Annotated in this window: 17 protein-coding genes and 1 pseudogene; 7 read left to right on the forward strand and 11 right to left on the reverse strand. The window is 70.8% G+C overall.

What is annotated here, in order from left to right:
* The first annotated feature begins 9 nt into the window (after positions 1-9).
* Genes ABZS69_RS32415 through ABZS69_RS32430 form a run of 4 tightly spaced genes read left to right on the forward strand, consistent with a single transcriptional unit; the run spans position 10 to position 4,679 of the window.
* Positions 10-3,276 carry a nitrate- and nitrite sensing domain-containing protein gene (locus ABZS69_RS32415; RefSeq protein ID WP_355379133.1) on the forward strand — a complete coding sequence of 1,089 codons (3,267 nt, stop codon included), beginning with the start codon at positions 10-12 and terminating at the stop codon, positions 3,274-3,276.
* Positions 3,277-3,281: 5 nt separating this feature from the next.
* Positions 3,282-3,695: a roadblock/LC7 domain-containing protein gene (locus tag ABZS69_RS32420; protein WP_201760494.1), complete on the forward strand. Its 414-nt coding sequence runs from the start codon at positions 3,282-3,284 to the stop codon at positions 3,693-3,695.
* Between the two features lie 20 nt (positions 3,696-3,715).
* The gene (locus tag ABZS69_RS32425; protein WP_055507219.1) at positions 3,716-4,120 is read left to right on the forward strand and encodes a DUF742 domain-containing protein; all 405 of its coding nucleotides are present in this window, start codon (positions 3,716-3,718) and stop codon (positions 4,118-4,120) included.
* A 7-nt stretch (positions 4,121-4,127) separates the two neighbouring features.
* Positions 4,128-4,679: an ATP/GTP-binding protein gene (locus tag ABZS69_RS32430; RefSeq protein ID WP_355379269.1), complete on the forward strand. Its 552-nt coding sequence runs from the start codon at positions 4,128-4,130 to the stop codon at positions 4,677-4,679.
* Between the two features lie 275 nt (positions 4,680-4,954).
* Here ABZS69_RS32430 and ABZS69_RS32435 read toward each other — a convergent pair whose 3' ends face one another.
* From ABZS69_RS32435 to ABZS69_RS32465, 7 genes and pseudogenes are all read right to left on the reverse strand, one after another.
* Positions 4,955-5,062 (reverse strand): NUDIX domain-containing protein, encoded by a 108-nt coding sequence (locus ABZS69_RS32435; protein WP_355379134.1) that lies wholly within the window; start codon positions 5,060-5,062, stop codon positions 4,955-4,957.
* Positions 5,059-5,463: a type II toxin-antitoxin system VapC family toxin gene (locus tag ABZS69_RS32440; protein WP_355379136.1), complete on the reverse strand. Its 405-nt coding sequence runs from the start codon at positions 5,461-5,463 to the stop codon at positions 5,059-5,061. Before ABZS69_RS32440 ends, ABZS69_RS32435 begins: the two co-directional genes overlap by 4 nt.
* Positions 5,456-5,734 carry a type II toxin-antitoxin system prevent-host-death family antitoxin gene (locus tag ABZS69_RS32445; protein ID WP_355379137.1) on the reverse strand — a complete coding sequence of 93 codons (279 nt, stop codon included), beginning with the start codon at positions 5,732-5,734 and terminating at the stop codon, positions 5,456-5,458. Before ABZS69_RS32445 ends, ABZS69_RS32440 begins: the two co-directional genes overlap by 8 nt.
* 381 nt (positions 5,735-6,115) lie before the next feature.
* Positions 6,116-6,307 carry an SDR family oxidoreductase gene (locus tag ABZS69_RS32450; protein WP_355379270.1) on the reverse strand — a complete coding sequence of 64 codons (192 nt, stop codon included), beginning with the start codon at positions 6,305-6,307 and terminating at the stop codon, positions 6,116-6,118.
* A 39-nt stretch (positions 6,308-6,346) separates the two neighbouring features.
* Positions 6,347-6,601 (reverse strand): annotated as a pseudogene (locus ABZS69_RS32455) (SDR family NAD(P)-dependent oxidoreductase); the annotation flags it as partial.
* A 30-nt stretch (positions 6,602-6,631) separates the two neighbouring features.
* Positions 6,632-7,345: an SDR family NAD(P)-dependent oxidoreductase gene (locus tag ABZS69_RS32460; protein WP_355379138.1), complete on the reverse strand. Its 714-nt coding sequence runs from the start codon at positions 7,343-7,345 to the stop codon at positions 6,632-6,634.
* Complete coding sequence (locus tag ABZS69_RS32465) at positions 7,342-8,601, reverse strand: erythromycin esterase family protein (protein ID WP_355379139.1); 1,260 nt, start codon at positions 8,599-8,601, stop codon at positions 7,342-7,344. Before ABZS69_RS32465 ends, ABZS69_RS32460 begins: the two co-directional genes overlap by 4 nt.
* Positions 8,602-8,902: 301 nt before the next feature.
* Here ABZS69_RS32465 and ABZS69_RS32470 point away from each other — a divergent pair, with 301 nt between their 5' ends.
* Positions 8,903-10,312 (forward strand): glycoside hydrolase family 6 protein, encoded by a 1,410-nt coding sequence (locus ABZS69_RS32470; RefSeq protein WP_355379140.1) that lies wholly within the window; start codon positions 8,903-8,905, stop codon positions 10,310-10,312.
* 43 nt (positions 10,313-10,355) lie between these two features.
* Here ABZS69_RS32470 and ABZS69_RS32475 read toward each other — a convergent pair whose 3' ends face one another.
* The 4 genes from ABZS69_RS32475 to ABZS69_RS32490 all read right to left on the reverse strand — a co-directional run bounded on the left by ABZS69_RS32475 (position 10,356) and on the right by ABZS69_RS32490 (position 14,250).
* On the reverse strand, positions 10,356-11,084 hold the full coding sequence (locus ABZS69_RS32475) for a class I SAM-dependent methyltransferase (RefSeq protein WP_355379141.1): 729 nt from the start codon (positions 11,082-11,084) through the stop codon (positions 10,356-10,358).
* Positions 11,047-11,994 (reverse strand): CoA ester lyase, encoded by a 948-nt coding sequence (locus ABZS69_RS32480; protein WP_355379142.1) that lies wholly within the window; start codon positions 11,992-11,994, stop codon positions 11,047-11,049. The genes ABZS69_RS32475 and ABZS69_RS32480 overlap by 38 nt, the downstream gene beginning before the upstream one ends.
* Complete coding sequence (locus ABZS69_RS32485; protein ID WP_355379143.1) at positions 11,984-13,207, reverse strand: CoA transferase; 1,224 nt, start codon at positions 13,205-13,207, stop codon at positions 11,984-11,986. Before ABZS69_RS32485 ends, ABZS69_RS32480 begins: the two co-directional genes overlap by 11 nt.
* A 113-nt stretch (positions 13,208-13,320) precedes the next feature.
* Positions 13,321-14,250 (reverse strand): LysR family transcriptional regulator, encoded by a 930-nt coding sequence (locus tag ABZS69_RS32490; protein WP_355379144.1) that lies wholly within the window; start codon positions 14,248-14,250, stop codon positions 13,321-13,323.
* Positions 14,251-14,400: 150 nt separating this feature from the next.
* Here ABZS69_RS32490 and ABZS69_RS32495 point away from each other — a divergent pair, with 150 nt between their 5' ends.
* Both ABZS69_RS32495 and ABZS69_RS32500 read left to right on the forward strand, forming a co-directional pair.
* The gene (locus tag ABZS69_RS32495; RefSeq protein ID WP_355379145.1) at positions 14,401-15,705 is read left to right on the forward strand and encodes a citrate:proton symporter; all 1,305 of its coding nucleotides are present in this window, start codon (positions 14,401-14,403) and stop codon (positions 15,703-15,705) included.
* A 17-nt stretch (positions 15,706-15,722) separates the two neighbouring features.
* Positions 15,723-17,693 carry a DUF6351 family protein gene (locus ABZS69_RS32500; protein WP_355379146.1) on the forward strand — a complete coding sequence of 657 codons (1,971 nt, stop codon included), beginning with the start codon at positions 15,723-15,725 and terminating at the stop codon, positions 17,691-17,693.
* Positions 17,694-17,702 lie beyond the last annotated feature (9 nt).

The raw sequence follows: 17,702 nt of genomic DNA on the forward strand, positions 1-17,702 counted from the left end.
AACTGGCGTGTGCGCTCTAGGCTGGTCGCGCTGATCCTCATCCCCACGGTGGTGGGCGTGCTGCTCGCCGGCGTGCAGCTGGCCAACGCCATCGGCACCAGCGCCGAGTACCGCCGGCTCACCCAGGTCGCAGAGTTGGTGCAGCGCATCGGCGCGCTCAACCACGAGCTCGGCAAGGAGCGCACGCTCACCGCGTGGTACGTCTCCGACCGCAGCAGAGGCCAGCGCCTCGTGCAGCTCAAGACGCAGCGGCAGGCGACGGACACGGCCAAGAAGCAGGTGCTCAGCTCGGCCAACGCCATCGACGCCGCGCACTCCGCCCGCGTCCGCGAGGGCGTCGACAACATGCGCCGATGGCTCGGCGGTCTCGACAGCCTCCGCGAGTCGATGGTCTCGAACGTGCCGCCGCGCGCCGCCATCAGCACGTACACCACCATGATCGGCGTCTTCTCCGCGATCGAGGGCGACCTGGGCGACGGCGTCAACGACGACACCCTCCAGGGTGACGTGGCCGCGCTCGGCTCGCTGCAGCGGGTCAAGGAGGAGATCTCGCGCCAGCAGATCATCCTGATCGTGGCGCTCGTCCAGCGGAAGCTGGACAACGACGACCTGTCGGACTTCCTGGGCTCCTGGAACAAGCAGCAGGCCGAGCTGGCCGCCTTCGAGCAGGAGGCCGACCCCAAGGACCTGAGCGCGTACCAGAAGGGCGTCAAGGGCCTGGAGATCGACCTCGGGGACGCCATGCGCCAGCGGGCGCTCGCCCAGGTGCGTGAGTACAACGAGATCCGGGACCTCGACGTCACCACCCGCCGTGACCTGAGCAACTGGTACGAGTCGACCACGCTGTCCGGAAACGCCATGCGCAAGGTCGAGGACGGCCTGGCCACCAGGATCGTGGCCAGGACCCGGGACCTGAGCGACACCGAGCAGCGCAACGCGATCATCTCCGGTGCGATGATCCTCGTCCTGCTGCTCCTCGTCCTGGTCTTCACCACCCGCGTGGCCGGTTCGCTGGTCCGCCCGCTGCGCCGGCTGCGCGCCGAGGCGCTTCAGGTCGCCACGACCCGGCTGCCCGAGACCGTCCGCGTGCTGCGCGAGTCCGGCGACGGCGCGCACGTGCCCGAGACGCCCTCGGTCGGCATCAACACCCGCGACGAGATCGGCGAGGTCGCGCAGGCCTTCGACGAGGTCCACCGCGAGGCGATCCGGCTGGCCGGCGACGAGGCCAAGCTGCGCGCGAACGTCAACTCCATGTTCGTCAACCTCTCCCGCCGCAGCCAGACGCTGGTCGAGCGGCAGCTGCAGCTCATCGAGGGCCTGGAGCAGGGCGAAGAGGACGAGCAGCGGCTCGCGAACCTGTTCAGGCTCGACCACCTGGCCACCCGCATGCGCCGCAACAGCGAGAACCTCCTGGTCCTCGCCGGCCAGGAGGCCGCGCGCAAGTGGAGCGAGCCGGTGCCGCTGGTCGACATCGCCCGCGCCTCGCTGTCCGAGGTCGAGAACTACGAGCGGGTCCAGATCCAGATCCCGTCCGGCACGCTGATCGTCGGCCCGGCCGTCACCGACGCCGTCCACCTGCTCGCCGAGCTGATCGAGAACGCGATCTCGTTCTCTCCCCGCGAGAGCAAGGTCCAGGTCACCAGCACGCCCGCCGAGGGCGGCGTGCTCGTGTCGATCAACGACCTGGGCATCGGGATGAACCAGGAGGAGCTCTCCGAGGCCAACTGGCGGCTGGCGAACCCGCCCGTCGTGGACGTCTCGGTGTCGCGGCGCATGGGCCTGTTCGTGGTCGGCCGGCTGGCCCTGCGGCACGGCGTCCGCGTCCAGCTCAGCCCCCGGGAGACGGGCGGCCTGAGCGCGCTGGTCTTCCTGCCCGACATGCTGATCAGCAGCGGGCTGGGCGTGCCGCAGCAGGGCGGGCAGTACGAGGCGTTCACGGACTTCGACCCGAGCATGTTCACGGACCAGTCGCGCAACGGGTCCGGCTCCTTCGGGTCGGCGCCCTCGGGCGACGGTCCCGAGCACGTGGTGGACACCCAGTGGCCGGGGACGCTGCCCGTGCCGGGGAGCAGCGGCGGCGGGAACTGGGCTCCCTTCGGGGGCGACCCCGCGCCGTTCGGCGAGCAGCCCGCGGCGTTCGGTGAGCAGCCGTCGACCTTCAACGACCGGCCCGCAGCGGACCGCCCGTTCGGTGAGCAGCCCTTCGGGGACCAGCCGTTCGGCGAGCAGCCCTTCGGGGACCGGCAGGCGCCATTCGCGGAGCAGCCGCAGAGCTCGCAGAACGGCGACCAGCCGCGCTGGCCGTCCTTCGCCGAGGAGACCCCGCCGCCCGCGCAGCAGCCGTTCGGTGAGCAGCCGTTCGGGGAGCAGCGCTGGCCCTCGTTCGCCGAGGAGACGCCGCAGCCGCCCGCGCCGCAGCCGACGTCGTTCGCGGACAACCGGTGGCCGTCCTTCGCGGAGCAGCCGCCGCCCCTGCAGGAGGAAGAGCCGCGCTGGCCGTCGTTCGCCACCGAGCCGCCCAAGCAGCAGCCGGAGGAGCCGCGGTGGTCGTCGTTCGCCGACCCGGTGCCGCGCAGGTCGCTGTTCGAGTCCGAGGACCGTCCGCAGCCGCAGTTCGGCGAGTCGTACCGGTCGCCGTTCGTGGATGAGCCCAAGCCTGCCGACCCGTTCCAGCAGAACGGGCACTCCAACTTCGACAGGTTCGGGCCCGGCGACTACTCCTCGCAGGACATGACCGGCCCGCTCCCCGTGGTGCGCAACTCGCCCATCGAGGAGCAGGGGGACGAGTTCCTGCCGATCTTCTCGTCGGTCGGGTCCGACTGGTTCCGGCGGCCGGAGCCCGAGGCGCCGCGGCCGTACAGCGAGCCCGTGGCCCACGAGGACGAGCCGGATGTCACGGCCGTGCACCCGGCCGTGCCCGCAGACCCGGCCCCCGCTCCGGCCGCTCCCGCGCAGCCCCTTTCGGGTCTGCCGCGGCGCACGCCGGGCGCGTCGGGGGCGGGGGCGCAGTGGTCCTCGCCCGCGGACTCCGGTTTCCAGGCCGCGCAGGCTGCCGCACAGCCCGCGCAGGGTGGCACGACGTCCTCGGGCCTGCCCCGTCGCGTCCCCAAGGCCAATCTGGTGCCCGGTACGGCCAGCCTCGCCGAGCCCCAGGCTTCGTCACCGGCGCCACAGATCTCACCCGAGCGGCTGCGCAGCCGGCTCTCCAGCTTCCAGCAGGGCGTCCGCCAGGGCCGAGCGTTCACCCGGGGCGAAGAGAATGAGGAGGACAAATGAGAGAAATGAGCCAGGGAGCGCGCGGCATCAGCTGGTTGATCACGGATTTCGTGAACAACGTGCCGGGCGTCGCCCATACGGTCGTGGTGTCGTCCGACGGTTTGCCGCTGGCCTTCTCCGAGGGTTTTCCCAAGGACCGGGCCGACCAGCTGGCCGCGGTGGCGTCCGGCGTGATCAGCCTTACCCAGGGCGCCGCGCGGGTCTTCGAGGGCGGTATGGTGACCCAGACCGTTATCGAGATGCAGCGTGGGCTCTTGATGATCATGTCCATCAGTGATGGGTCCTGTTTGGCTGTCCTGGCTGCCCCCGACTGTGACATGGGCCTGGTCGCGTACCAGATGACCCTGCTGGTCGAGCGGGCGGGCCAGGTGCTGACGCCGGCCGTACGCGCCGAGCTGCAAGCGGCCCGCCCCCGTTAGCGGGGCGGTGACAGGAGATCATGGTGTCAGGTCAGGGTTGGGCTGGTGATAGCACTCCGCCGCATCCGGCGGCTCCCCGTCCGCAGAAGCCGAGCTCCCTGGTACGGCCATATGCCGTGACCGGGGGGCGTACCGCTCCGCGGATGAAGTTCGCCATGGAGGCATTGGTGTCCTCTGTGACGTCGGAATACCAAGACATTTCCCTACTTAGTCCGGAGTATCAGGCGATTATTCAACTGACCCGGAACGTCCGGTCGGTTGCCGAGATCTCCGCCCTTTTACGCCAGCCCCTTGGCGTGGTCCGGGTGCTGATCGCCGACATGGCGTCCGAGGGCCTGATCCGCGTGCACCAGCCTGCGCTGGACGCCGGAAAGCCGGACCTCAACTTGCTCGAAAGGGTGCTCAGTGGACTTCGCAGGCTCTAGTCCCGGCCTGACCTCGACGAAGATCGTCGTGGCCGGGGGCTTCGGCGTGGGGAAGACGACATTCGTGGGTGCGGTCTCGGAGATCCTGCCGCTCACCACCGAAGCGGTCATGACGGACGCCTCCGCGCACGTGGACGACGTCTCCCTCACGCCGAACAAGACCACCACGACCGTGGCCATGGACTTCGGCCGGGTCTCGCTCGACCAGGACCTGATCCTCTACCTGTTCGGCACGCCCGGACAGCACCGCTTCTGGTTCATGTGGGACGACCTGGTGCGGGGCGCGATCGGCGCGGTGGTGCTCGTGGACACGCGGCGCCTGGCGGACAGCTTCCCCGCCATTGACTATTTCGAAGAGGCGAAGCTGCCGTTCGTGATCGGCATCAACGGCTGGGACGGGCAGTTCGCGCACGCTCAGGACGAGCTCCGCGAGGCCCTGTCGATCGGCGGCCACATCCCGATCGTCCGCCTGGACGCCAGGCAGCGGGAGTCGGTGAAATCCACCTTGATCACCCTGGTGGAACACGCCCTTACCCGCCACATGCACACCCCGGTGTAGGTTGCCCATCTGGGTGGTTGACCTGCTGGACCCCGCCCCGAGGCCAACGGCCTTCGCAATGGGGCGCTTCGCGCCGAAGGCGCTCAGACGTTCTTGTCTGGGCGCCTTCGGCGACTGGTCGGCCCACCCCTTGACCGACGAGGCGGTGGGCCGACTTCCGCCCACCCTGCCAACTGGATCCGGCAGGCTTCGTTGTCCAGGGGCCACAGGTTGCCCTCCAGGCCTCGCAGTCAGTCAATCGACGTGCGGATAAGCCCTTCAGACAGTCGTTGAGCTCACTGGCTTACGCGGACGCCCGTCTCTTCCTCGGTCTCCCGCACGGCGCACTGGGATGACGTCTCCCCGATCTCATCATGTAGGGCCGTCGAGGGATCGATGTTCACACGGGGACGACGGTGACCAAGCTTTCCAGCCCGACGAAGTCGTCGGTGTTACGCGTGAAGAGCGGCAGCCCTCGACTGGAGGCGACTGCGGCGATCATGAGGTCCATTCGGCGAGGTCGCGGGTCACGCTTCGCCGCGAGCGTCAGCGCGACAAGGCTGCCGTAGCGAGCCGCCGCGTCGGCATCGAAGGGCAGAGGCTCGAAGTCGGTCACCGCAGCGCCCAGCTTCTCCATGCGCGCGACTCGGGTGGCCTGATCCTTGGCCATGGCCACACCTTGGTGAAGTTCGGCAAGCGTGATGGCTGTGAGCTCGGGATAAGTCGGGAGATCAGCGGGAGAGATCTCGGTGAGATCAATGTAAACGCACGTGTCTATCACTCCGGCATCGTGCCGCTCAGTCATTGCGGCCATCCCACGGGTCGTCGTCGATGCGGTCTTCGGAGCCGAAGAACTCGTCGGCCTCTCGACGCATCGCCGCGTAGTTCACAACTGGAAGTCGGCGATGTCTGGCGACGAGCTCTTCAGCGCTCAAGCGCCGTCTGCGTGGAATCGGTCGCAACTCCGCGATCTCGACTCCGTTGCGGGTGATGTGAAAGACCTCGCCTGCCTCAACCTGATCCATGACAGCGGCGGAGTTATTGCGGAACTCCCGTTGGGTAATGACCTTCATCATATTTCCATCGTAGCTCGACGTAGCCCCCTGTGCTACAGAGATCTGTTATCAGCGGACGCGGGTACATCCCCTTGGCCCGTCCACCTGGATGACCTCATCAGTCTTGAGAGCGGCCTGACCATCCACCCAGAGGAGGCCTCCTACTGGTTGGGCATCTCCGTCACCGACCGCAGTCCCGTCCAGCACGCGGTGCGGCCCAAGACGAATAGCAGCCTGTGTGGGATACGAGTTCGCCCACTGCCCATATTGGGGTGGTCTCTGCGGTTCGCGCCTATGGCAACGGGAGCCTGCCCGGATTGCGCTCAACTGGCGGCATCAGACCCGCCGAGTGACGGCCGGTTATCCCGTACCCGCACTTCCCCAGAGAACCGCACAGCGCCGTCAGAGGGTCTTCACGGTGCCGCCGTCGATGATGTGGTCCGCGCCCGTGATGTTCCCGGCGACGTCCGACAGCAGGAACGCGATCAGCGCCGCCACCTCCCGTGGCTCGGTGATGCGGCCGGTGGTGATGTCGAACGCCGCCGGAAGCCCCTCCAGGAACGCGGCGTGGTCCGCGCCCGCCAGGGCGGCCACCTTGCCGCCGAAGCCGTCCGGGTCGTCCCAGATCGCGGTGCGGACGACGCCGGGCGAGACGGTGTTGACCCGGACGCCCAGGGGGCCGAACTCCTCGGCGAGGGACTTGCCGAGCGCGGTCAGTGCGGCCTTGGCGGCGCTGTAGGCGACGGGACCGGCGGCCGGGAGCCTGGAGTTGATGGACGAGACGTTCACCACCGATCCGCGCCGCTCGATCAGGCTGGGCAGGGCGGCCCTGGTGACGCGGACGGCGCTGAGGAGGTTGAGGTCGAAGATGGCGGCCCACTCCGCGTCGCTAGCAGTTTCTTGACCTGTGGGTCAAAATCACTGGCCGGCGGCCGGCATCTCCGGCGGTGCTCCGGTAGCCAGCCAGTGGGCGCGTCGCGTGATCGCGGCCGGCCAGCCGTCCGGGACCACGGTGAAGGTGCCCGCCCGCACCGCCGCGAGGGCCTGGTCCGCGATGTCCGCGGGGTCCTCGCCGTCGGGCGACATGCCGGTGCGGACCAGGGCCGGGCACAGCATCGTCACGCCGATGGGCGTGCCGGCCAGCGACAGCGCGGCCTGTTCTGCGAGGGCGACGACGGCGTGCTTGGAGGCCGCGTACGCGCCGCCCGCCGGGAACGTGACGAGCCCCGCCAGCGACGCCGTGATCAGGATGTGCGCGGGCCGGCCGGCCGAGAGCAGGCGCGGGACGAACGCCCGCAATCCGTTGACCACGCCGCCGACGTTCACCGCGAACACCCGGTCCCAGTCCTCCGGGCTCACCTCCCACGGCGCGCCCAGATCCCGGCCGACGATGCCCGCGTTCAGGCAGACCAGATCGACCTCCGGTGCGGCGGCGGCCAGCGCCTCCAGCTGCGCGGAGTCGGAGACGTCGGTCCGGACGGCCTCGGCTCCCAGCTCGGCCGCGGTTTCGGCGAGCGCCGTCTCGTTGACGTCGGCGAGCACGACCCGCGCCCCGTCCGAGCGGAGACGGGCGGCCAGGGCTCTGCCGATCCCGCCAGCGGCGCCGGTGACGACGGCGTTGGTGATGTTCATGAGGAAGCTCCAAACATGGTCGATGAGTCCGCCGTCGCGGTGGGGGTGCACAGGACCGCGTCGAACGCCTCGTGCAGCGGCGTGTCCACGCCGGCGCTCTGCGACCGGATGCGGTCCAGCGGCGGACACGAACGCAGATCCGTCAGGGTGACGGCCCCGCCGAGCCCGGCGTCGAGGAGAGCCCCTTCCACGCTCCCGGGCGCCGGGGCGTCGAGGCTGACGAGGTCGAGTCCGAATCCGACCGGAGAGCCCTCGACCGGGACGATCATCTCCGGCACCCGGCCGTCCGTGTGGGTCAGCGCCACGGCGCGGTAGCGGGGGCCGAGGTCTCGTCCGAGGTAGTGGCCCATCGGCAGGCCGGCCAGGTGGCCGTCGAAGGTGACGGGGGTCTTCTGCAGGTGGTTGTTGTGGGCCACCAGCACGACGCGCGCGCCGCTGCCGGCACGCGCGAGGTGCCACCGTACGGCCAGGGCCATGTAGTGGTCGCGGGCCGAGGTGTCGCCCGGCAGGCCCGCGCCGGCGAACAGGTCGTTCATCGCACGGAGCATGTAGTCGGTGTGGCAGGCGGCCTCCAGGTGGCGGCGGGCCGTGTCGTAGCGGTGCTGGTCGCTGCGGGAGACGTAGAGCGGTTCGAGCGCCCGGAGCCGCGTCGACAGCCGGGACAGGCTCGCCGTGAGGGAGTCCTGGACCGCCGGGCCGAGGGCGGCCCACGCGGGCGCCGAGACGACGGCCGAGCCGCCGGTGATCTCGCCCGCCACCCGCAGGACGCCCGCCACGAGGTCGTCGAGGTCGGGGTCGACCAGCCGCAGGTAGTCGGCGACCGGGTCGAGGTCGGGTCGCAGGGTGAGCGTGTTGGGCAGGTCGATCCCCACGATCTGGACGGGCCGCGACCTGCTCCGGTTGTAGCGGCGCAACCAGCGCAGCAGCTCGCCGAACACGCCCAGGGTGAGCGGCCCGGCCAGCTGGGGGAGGTCCGCCTCGTCGCCGTCGCCGGCGAGCCAGTCGTTGACGGCGGTGGCCTGCGCGGACCCGAGCTCGAACGCCACGTCGGTGAACCCGCAGCGTTCGAGGAGGAAGCGCAGCAGCCGCGCGCGGGCGAGGGTGAACTCGCGGACGAAGTGGGCGCCCTCGCCGACGCCCACGACCTGGGCGTCGGAGACCACGCCGCGTAGCGGCTCGAGATCGTCGAGGACGGGGTCGTCCGGGTCGAGGGTGCTGAGGACAGTCGGGTGCCCTGACAGGGAACGGGAAGTCATGGAAATGCACTCGTTTCTCGGTGGAGGCCGGAAGCCGGCGGTCAACGCGTCGAAGAACGCGGAACAGAGCGCTCGGCCGGAGCCGTGCCGACGACGGGTCGCCGGAAGCGCTGCGAGGTCCGCTCAGGGACGCGGATCAGAGAAACAAGGTGCCAGGAACCATGCGGCCGATCATAGCGGAGCCGCAGAACCTACGCTCCGTCACCGCCGATGGCCGGTGCGTAGGTTCATACTCCACCTCTTGACCTTGTCAGATGGGGTCGGTAATGATCAACCGCGACTCCCGCCGAAAGGTGCACACGTGCGATTCATCGCAGGCAAGACCGCGGCCTTAGCCGCCGTTCTGACAGCAGTCCTCGTCGTCCCCCAGCCCGCCTCGGCCGCCACCCAGCTCATCGGGAACGGCACCTTCGACAGCGCCACCGCCCCCTGGGCCGCGATCGGCCAGACGTCCGTCGCGGTCGAATCCCAGCGGCTGCGGGTGGACGTGAAGGCCGTCGTGGCCAACCCCTGGGACGCCATGGTGGCCGCGCCCACCGCCGCCGTCCTGAACCCGGGCAAGAGCTACACGCTCTCCTTCGACGCCTACTCCACCATCGCGTTCAACGCCACCACGACGGTGCAGTACAAGGCCACGCCCAGCGCCAACCAGTCGCTGGCCACCGGCGTGCAGCTCACCACGGCGAGCAAGCGCTACAGCATCCCCTTCACGGCCGCGACCGCCACGGACACGGCGGCCGAGGTGACGTTCCAGCTCGGCGGGTCCGGCGGGAAGCCCGTGGTCCGGTTCGACAACGTGTCGCTGATGGAGACGCAGACGACGCGCCCGACCACCCTGTTCGTGTGGAACCAGTCCAACCCGGCCAAGTTCGTCACGGCCAATCCGAACGCGAGTCAGACCGCGGCCATCTCCTCGAACATCGCCAACAAGCCGATCTTCGAGTGGTTCGGCGGCTGGTTCAGTGACATCACGCAGGCCGTGGACACCTATGTGGGCGCGGCCCAGGCCCAGGACAAGCTGCCGATGCTGGTCGCGTACAACATCCCCAACCGGGACGCGTGCGCCAACCAGTCGGGCGGCGGCGCGGGCGACGCGGCCGGCTATCACACCTGGATCACCGACTTCGCCAAGGCCATCGGCACGAGGCACGCGATCGTCGTGCTGGAGCCCGACGCGGTCGCCGCCGCCGGGTGCGTGACCAAGATCGGCAAGAACCCCGAGGACCAGTACGCGATGCTGCTGGACGCCACGCAGGTGCTGAAGGCCCAGGCCCCCAACGCGTGGGTCTACCTGGACGCGGCCAACGCCACCTGGCTCACGGCCGACGTCATCGCGCCGCTGCTGGTCAAGTCGGGCATCGCCAATACCCGCGGCTTCTCCGTGAACGTGTCGAACTACTTCACCACCGCCGCTTCCGAGACGTACTCCGTCGCGGTCAACGGTCAGCTCTCGGGCACGGTGGGCGCCAAGAAGTACGTGATCGACACCAGCCGCAACGGCAACGGCCCCTACTCGGACGACACGCCCGAGGACAACTGGTGCAACCCGCCCGGCCGCAAGCTCGGCACCGCGCCCGTCAAGCAGACGAGCGGCGCCGAGTACCTCTTCTGGGTCAAGGTGCCCGGTGACTCCGACGGCCAGTGCGGCATCTCCGACAAGACGGCCGGGACGTTCGATCCTGACCTGGCGGTTGCCCTGATCAACGGTTAGTCCCCGGTGGCCGGGCCTCACGACGGGAGGCCCGGCCGCTCTGTCATGCGCGCTGCAGCAGGAGCGTGACGAAGCCGAGCGCGCTGCGGTAGCCGTTGAGCCACAGCTCGCGGTGCTCCCGTGCGACGGCGAGGGCCTGGTCGCCGTCCGGGCCCGGATTGGCGGCGGCCCAGCGGGACAGGGTGCCGGTCCACGACCATTCGTACTCGTCCCACTCGGCCAGGGTGCTCACGTGGCCGTACCCGGCAAGCCAGCCCTCTGACTCGGCGGCGGCCACCGTGCCCGCCAGATCGGGATACTCGCCGATGGCCGCCACGACCTCGGGCGCCGGAGTCTGCTCCCAGAAACCCTCCCCGACCAGCGCCAGCCCGCCGGGCCGCACGAACCTGGCGGCCGCGTCCAGCGTGCCCTTCAACCCCTGGAACGCGTGGGTAGAGCCCACGCAGAGCACCAGGTCGTACGGCTGCTCCGAGGAGAACTCGGCAGCCGGCGTCTCGTGCAGCGTCAGCCGGCCGGACAGGCCACGCGCGGCCGCGGCCCGCTCCGCCGCGGACAGGGCCTGCCGGGAGACGTCCACGCCGTCGGCCGTCGCGGAGGGGACGAGCTCGAGCGCGCGCAGCGACCATTCGCCCCCACCGCAGCCCAGGTCGAGGATGCGGGCCCCCTCCGGCAGCGCCGCCCGGCGCAGCAGCCGGTCGAGGTTGCCGGGCGTGATGGGCGCGGCGATCGGATGGTCACGGTGGGCGATGGCGCTGATCAGTTCTCGTTCCATGCGACTCAGTCTCGCGGCGCCCGCAACCGGTTTGTCGGCCGTACCGGTCGAGTACGGAGCGGGCCGTGGCGGCCATGGCCTCGTCCACCATCTCGCCCTCGAACGTCACCGCGCCCGACCCCCCGGCCTGGGCGGACTCCACCGCCGCGATCAGCCGGGCGTAGCGGGCCAGCTCGTCGGGGGAGGGGGAGAAGGCCGCGTTGATGACGGGGACGTGGGAGGGGTGGATGGCCATCATGCCCTCGTAGCCGAGGGCGCGGTTCTGCTCGGCGAAGGAGCGCAGCCCGTCCAGGTCGCCGATGCCGGTCCACAGGCCCGCGACCGGGTTGGGGATACCGGCGGCGCGCACGTCGAGGAGCACGCGGGAGCGCAGGCCGAGCGTGCTCTCGGGGGTCCAGCGGTAGCCGACGGCGCGGGCGACGTCGCCGCCCGGCGCGGTGACGGCGCCGAGGTAAGCGATCCGGGACGGGGCCGCCATGGCGACGTCGTACGCCGCCCGCAGCGCGGAGGCCGTCTCCAGCAGCGGCACCAGGGCGATGTGCCCCTGAGGCAGGCCGCGTTCGCGCTCGCACCAGGCGAGCAGCCGGTCGGCGAGGCGCACGTCCTCAGGACCGGCCACCTTGGGCAGCACGACCCCGGTGAGCCGCTCGTGCGCGACGGCCCGCAGCTCCTCGGCCCCCGCCCAGCCGTCCAGCGGGTTCACGCGGACGAACAGGGCCAGGTGCCCCGCGTACGCGGCCACCGCCGCGGCCACCTCCCGGCGGGCCTCGGGCTTGCCGTCGGCGGGGACGGCGTCCTCCAGGTCGAGGATGACCGCGTCGGCCCCCGCCGCCTCCGCCTTGGCCAGCCAGCCGGTCCTGGTGCCCGGGACGAAGAGCAGGGAACGGATCAGTGGCCGCTCAGATGACACCGTGCTGCTCCAGCTCCGCCAGCTCCTCCTCCGGGAGCCCCAGCCACTCGTGGTAGACGAGGCGGTTGTCCTGGCCGAGCGCGGGGCCGGTGCGCCAGACCTTCCCCGGCCGCTGGTGGAAGTGGGGGATCACGCCCTGCATGCGCACGGGGCCGAGGTCGGCGTCGTCGACGGTGATGATGTCGCCGCGCTCGGCGTAGACCGGGTCGGCGGCGATGTCGGCGGCGGTGAACACGCGGGAGGCCACCACCTCCGCCCGGGCGAACTCCGCCAGGCACTCGTCCGTGCTCCGCGCGGCCACCCATTCCCGCAGGCCCTTGTCCAGGGTCTCCCGGCCCGCGTGCTGCTGCGCCGAGGTGGCGAAGTCCTCCTCGGGCAGTCCGAGCAGGCGGGCCACGTTGCGTACCGACCGGAGGGTCGCGGAGGTCACCGTGATCCACTCGCCGTCGCCTGCGCGGTAGGTGTTGATCACCGCGGCGGGCGCGACGGCGAGCTGGTTGCCCGCCCGTTCGGGTACGGCGCCGAGCTGGTCGTACGTGATGATCTGCCACTCGATCAGCCGGTAGAGCGGCTCGAAGAGGGCCAGGTCGATCCACTCGCCGTCGAAGGCGGGGTCGGCGGCGCGGCGGTGCAGGGCGGCGAGCACGGCGTACGCGCCCATCAGCCCCGTGACCGCGTCCCCGTGCGAGAACCCCGTGTGCACGGGCGGCCCGTCGGGGAACCCGGTCAGGTGCACCACCCCGCTCCTGGCCTCGCCCATCTTGCCGAAGCCCGGCTCGTCCGCCCGCGAGGACGTCGCCCCGAACCCCGAGATCTGCAGCAGGATCGCCATCGGGTTGATCCGGTGCACGGCCTCCCAGTCCAGCTCCCAGTCGCGAAGCCGCCCGGCCCGCAGGGTGACGATCACGACGTCCGCCCAGGCGACCAGCCGGTGGGCGATCTCGCGTCCGGCGGCGTGGTGCAGGTCGAGGGTGACCGAACGCTTGTTGCGGCCGGCGACCTTGAACCACAGGGGCACGCCGTCCCGTACCGGGCCCATCGCGCGGGCGGCGTCCCCGGCTCCGGGGGCCTCCACGTGCACCACGTCGGCGCCCTGGTCGGCGAGCATGGAGCCGGCCATCGGCCCGGCCACCACGTGCGCGAACTCCACCACCTTCAGCCCGCGCAGCTGCCCCTGGCCGCTTCCGCCCGTTTCCTGACCCGTGCCTGTCACCCGCGCTCCTTCGCCTCCCGACCCGTTTCATCCTGCCGAGGCGGCGAAATGCGTGTCCAGCACAAGAAACCCATCATTCAATGCGCTTTGCGCATGAATCCCGGAGGGCTGCCTCAGCCTCGGTTCCAGGTGACGCCCGCGGGCAGGTCCCGCAGCTCGCGGCGGAACCCGTCCAGCAGGTCCAGGAACGCGCTCGTCGCCGGCGGCAGCGTGCGGCGGGCCCGGACCACGACGTCCAGCCGGCGGTCCACGACGGGTTCGGCGAGCGGCCGGTACACCACCGTCCCCGCCCTCATCAGCGGCAGCACCAGGGCGGGCATCGCCGAGACGCCCAGCCCGGCCGTCACCAGCCCGCCCACCGTGGCCACGCTGCCCGCCTCGGCCGCCAGCGTCGGGACCGCCCCGGCCTGCGCGAACGCCGCGTCCGTGAGCCGCCGCACGCTCGACTCCGGCCCGACCGCCAGGAACGGCTCCCTGGCCAGCTCCTCCCAGGTGATCTCCGGGAGCTCGGTGAGCGGATGGTCCTCGGGCAGCACGGCGTGGAAGCGGTCCTTGATCAACGGGCGGTGTTCGAGCTGTTCGGGCGCGGCGCCGACCGTGGAGATCGCGAAGTCGGCGTCCCCCGAGAGGACCCGGCCGAGCACGACCTGTTCCAGGCCGTCCATGATCCGCAACCCGGCCAGCGGCCGCCGCAGCCGGAACTCGGAGATCACCCGGGGCAGCAGCACCGCCGCCACCGACGGCAGCGTGGCCACGGCCACCACGCCCGACTCGCCGAGCAGGTAGCGCTCCAGCTCCTTCATGCCCGACCGGTGCGCGGACACGATCTGCTCGGCGACCCGCAGCGTCTCCACCCCGGCCGCGGTGAGCTGGACGTTGCGGGTGTCACGCTCCAGCAACTGCGCGCCGAGCAGCCGCTCCAGCTCGGCCACCGCCCGGCTGAGCGACGACTGTGACACGTGCATCTCGGCCGCCGCCGCGGTGAAACTCGCCGCCCTGGCGACGGCGGCGTAGGCGGCCAGCAGCCGCAGGTTCGCCTCCATGGCGTCGAGCATAGAGCGGGACTATTGCGCAGAACGCATGGATAAATGTTGCTTTGATGCTGGACCTGTGATTTCGTCGCTCGGAAACTCTTCCGTAACACTCCGGCACGTCACCCCCCGCGAGCCGGGCGAGGAAGAAGGCGAACACCGATGCTGGCAGCCCTGGGATTCACCACGATCGCGCTGTTCCTGCTGCTCACCATGACCAAACGCGTGTCGGTCCTGATCGCGCTGGTGCTGATCCCCGTTCTGGCCGCGCTGGCCGGGGGCTTCGGCGGCGAGCTGGGCAAGATGATCCTCGACGGGCTGACCAAGGTCGCGCCGACCGGCATCATGATCGCGTTCGCGGTCCTGTACTTCAGCCTGATGATCGACGCCGGTCTCTTCGATCCGCTCATCCGCGGCATCCTGCGCGTGGCCAAGGGCGATCCACTCCGCATCGCCGTCGGCACCGCCGTACTGACCATGTGCGTGGCCCTCGACGGAGACGGCGCCTCGACGTTCCTCATCACGATCTCGGCGCTGCTGCCGGTCTACCGGCGGCTCGGCATGAGCCCGCTCGTCCTGTCTGGCGTGGTCTGCCTGGGCGCCGGCGTCATGAACCTCATCCCCTGGGGCGGCCCCACCGCCCGCGCGATGGCGGCGCTGAAGCTGGACAGCTCCCAGGTGTTCACGCCGGTCCTGCCCGCGATGGCGGCGGGCATCGTGTGGGTGCTGGTGGCGTCGTACCTGATCGGGCTCAGGGAACGCCGCCGCCTCGGCACGATCTCCGCTCCTGAGCTGCCCGAGGAGCGGCTGGCCGGCGACGGGCCCGGCACCCAGCGGGCGCCCGCCCACCCGGCGCTGACGGCCTTCAACCTGGTCCTCACGGTCGCCCTGCTGGTCGGGCTCGTGCTGCAGGTGATGCCCCTGCCGGTGCTGTTCGTGGTCGGGTTCGCGATCGCGCTGCTGGTCAACCACCCCACCTGGGAACGCCAGCAGGAGCTCCTGGAGAAGCACGGCAAGAGTGTCGTCCTGGTCACCACGATGATCTTCGCGGCCGGCGTGTTCACCGGCGTCCTCACCGGCACCAAGATGATCGGCAGCATGGCGTCGGCGTTCGTCAGCGTCATCCCCGACTCGCTCGGCGGGCACCTGCCGGTCCTCGTCGCCATCACCGGCATGCCGCTCAGCCTGGTCTTCACCCCCGACGCCTACTATTTCGGCGTCCTGCCCGTGCTCGCCGAGACCGTCAGCGGCTTCGGCGGCGCCCCCGCCGAGGTGGCCAGGGCGGCCATCCTCGGGCAGATGACCACGGGGTTCCCGCTGAGCCCGCTCACCGCCTCCACGTTCATCCTGGTCGGGATGAGCGGCGTGCAACTGGGCGAGCATCAGCGCTTCATCTTCAAGTGGGCCTTCGCCACCACGCTCGTGATGACCGCGGTCGCGCTGCTCACCGGCGCGTTCTCCCTCTGAGCCCTCTGGAGAGTGACATGAGCTGGCGCGAGCTTGCCCTCATCCCGGCGCTCATGGCGCTGCCGCTGTTCCCGGCGCAGCCGGATCTCGCGGTCGAAGTGCTCTCCAACCGCGCCGACCTGGTCTCGGGAGGCGACGCGCTGGTCAGGGTCACCGGCTCCGCACGCGTACAGGTCGAACTCAACGGCGCCGACGTCACCTCCCGCTTCGCATCCGGGACGGACGGCACGCTGACCGGGCTCGTCGACGGCCTCTCACCCGGCCGGAACGTCCTGACCGTCCGGCCGCCGCGAGGGCGGGCCGAGCGGCTGACCATCACCGACCACCCGTCGGGCGGCCCGGTGTTCTCGGGCGCGCAGGTGCGGCCGTGGCAGTGCCAGACGGCCGAGAACGGCCTCGGCCCCGCGCTGAACGACCAGTGCGACGCCGCGCCCGTCCGCAGTGAGATCACCCTCGGCAACGGCGTCAAGGCCACCCTCGAACGCGGCGCCGTCAACCGCGGGATCTACGACCTGCTCGTGCCGGCGAACTGGAACCACAAGCTGGTGTGGGTGTTCGGGGCGGGCACGGGCCAGCAGTACCGGCAGGGCGTCTCCCGCGGGCTGACCATGCCGGAGGCCCAGGAGGCGGCCGTCAAGGGGTTCGCGGTGGCGTCGTCCACGATGACCGACAACTACCTGCACAGCAACGACGTCACCTCCGCCGAGACCGTCATGATGGTCAAGGAGCACGTCGTCGAGACGTATGGCGAGATCCGCTACACCATCGGCCGCGGCGGCTCGGGCGGGGCGCTCCAGCAGTACCTCGTCGCCGACGCCTACCCGGGCCTGCTGGACGGCCTCCTGCCGACCCAGGACTGGCCGGACCAGATCGTCGGGGCCTACCGCGAGTTCGGCGACTGCGCCGCCCTGGTCCGCGCCATGGACGCCACGTCGCTGTGGACCGACCCCGACGACAGGACCGCCGTCTTCGGGCACGGTGGCACCGGCGTCTGCGCCACCTCCGCGGGTCGCGCCCCCGACTACATGAAGCCCGACGACGGGACGTCCTGCGCGGGGGAGGCGAGCTACGACCCGGCGCGCAACCCCGGGGGCGTCCGCTGCACGCTCCAGGACTTCATGATCTCCATCTACGGCGCCCGGAGGGAGGGGTGCTCCGGTGCGTCGTGCGCCCGGCGGCCGTGGGACAACGTCGGTGTCCAGTACGGCCTGACCGCGCTCCGCGACGGGCGCATCAGCGCCGAGCAGTTCGTCGACCTCAACCAGCGGGTCGGGGGCTTCGACATCGACATGAACTGGACCCCTTCGCGAAGCGCGGCCGACGCCGGAGCCGTCGAGACCGCGCACCGCACCGGACGCGTCGTCTTCGGCCGGGGCCTGGCCCAGGTGCCGATCCTCGTGCTCCGCGGCACCGACAACAACGACTACCACTACCCCTGGCGCAGCCTCGTCCTCCGCAACCGCCTCGACCGGGCCAACGGCCACCACCGCAACCAGGTGCTCTGGACGAACGGCAGCGACGGCTCGCCCCTGGACGTCATGGACCGCTGGCTAGCCGCCGTCGAGGCCGACCACCGGCCCACCCCGCTGCCCGGCATGGTCGTACGCCACCGTCCCGCCGAGGCCGTGGACGCCTGCTGGATCTCCGGCGCCAAGGTCACCGACCAGGCCGCCTGCGACCAGGCGTACCCGCACAAGGCGGACACCCGGGTCGCGGCCGGCGAGGGGCCGACCAGCGACCTGCTGAAATGCCGCCTGAAGCCGCTGCGGCGCGGGGACTACGGCGGCGTCGCGTTCACGGACGAGCAGTGGGCGCGCCTGCGTACCGCCTTCCCGACGGGCGTGTGCGACTACTCCCGCCCCGGAGTCGGCCAGACGGACCCGGCCACTGGCCGGCTCCGCCCGCCACAACCCTGGCTCACCTTCGCCACGGGCCCCGGCGGCACCCGTCTCGGCCCCCCGCCCTCATCCCACCCCCTCCCTTCCTGACGCCTTTCA

The sequence above is a fragment of the Nonomuraea sp. NPDC005650 genome (assembly GCF_040605375.1).
Lineage (GTDB): Bacteria > Actinomycetota > Actinomycetes > Streptosporangiales > Streptosporangiaceae > Nonomuraea.

What these genes read in the sequence shown, in the direction of transcription:
- ABZS69_RS32475 (WP_355379141.1), bottom strand. Translation starts at nt 11,084, where the DNA reads ATGGAACGAGAACTGATCAGCGCCATCGCCCACCGTGACCATCCGATC.
- ABZS69_RS32465 (WP_355379139.1), bottom strand. Translation starts at nt 8,601, where the DNA reads ATGACTTCCCGTTCCCTGTCAGGGCACCCGACTGTCCTCAGCACCCTC.
- ABZS69_RS32445 (WP_355379137.1), bottom strand. Translation starts at nt 5,734, where the DNA reads ATGATGAAGGTCATTACCCAACGGGAGTTCCGCAATAACTCCGCCGCT.
- ABZS69_RS32490 (WP_355379144.1), bottom strand. Translation starts at nt 14,250, where the DNA reads ATGGAGGCGAACCTGCGGCTGCTGGCCGCCTACGCCGCCGTCGCCAGG.
- ABZS69_RS32420 (WP_201760494.1), top strand. Translation starts at nt 3,282, where the DNA reads ATGAGCCAGGGAGCGCGCGGCATCAGCTGGTTGATCACGGATTTCGTG.
- ABZS69_RS32425 (WP_055507219.1), top strand. Translation starts at nt 3,716, where the DNA reads ATGGTGTCAGGTCAGGGTTGGGCTGGTGATAGCACTCCGCCGCATCCG.
- ABZS69_RS32500 (WP_355379146.1), top strand. Translation starts at nt 15,723, where the DNA reads ATGAGCTGGCGCGAGCTTGCCCTCATCCCGGCGCTCATGGCGCTGCCG.
- ABZS69_RS32460 (WP_355379138.1), bottom strand. Translation starts at nt 7,345, where the DNA reads ATGAACATCACCAACGCCGTCGTCACCGGCGCCGCTGGCGGGATCGGC.
- ABZS69_RS32440 (WP_355379136.1), bottom strand. Translation starts at nt 5,463, where the DNA reads ATGACTGAGCGGCACGATGCCGGAGTGATAGACACGTGCGTTTACATT.
- ABZS69_RS32495 (WP_355379145.1), top strand. Translation starts at nt 14,401, where the DNA reads ATGCTGGCAGCCCTGGGATTCACCACGATCGCGCTGTTCCTGCTGCTC.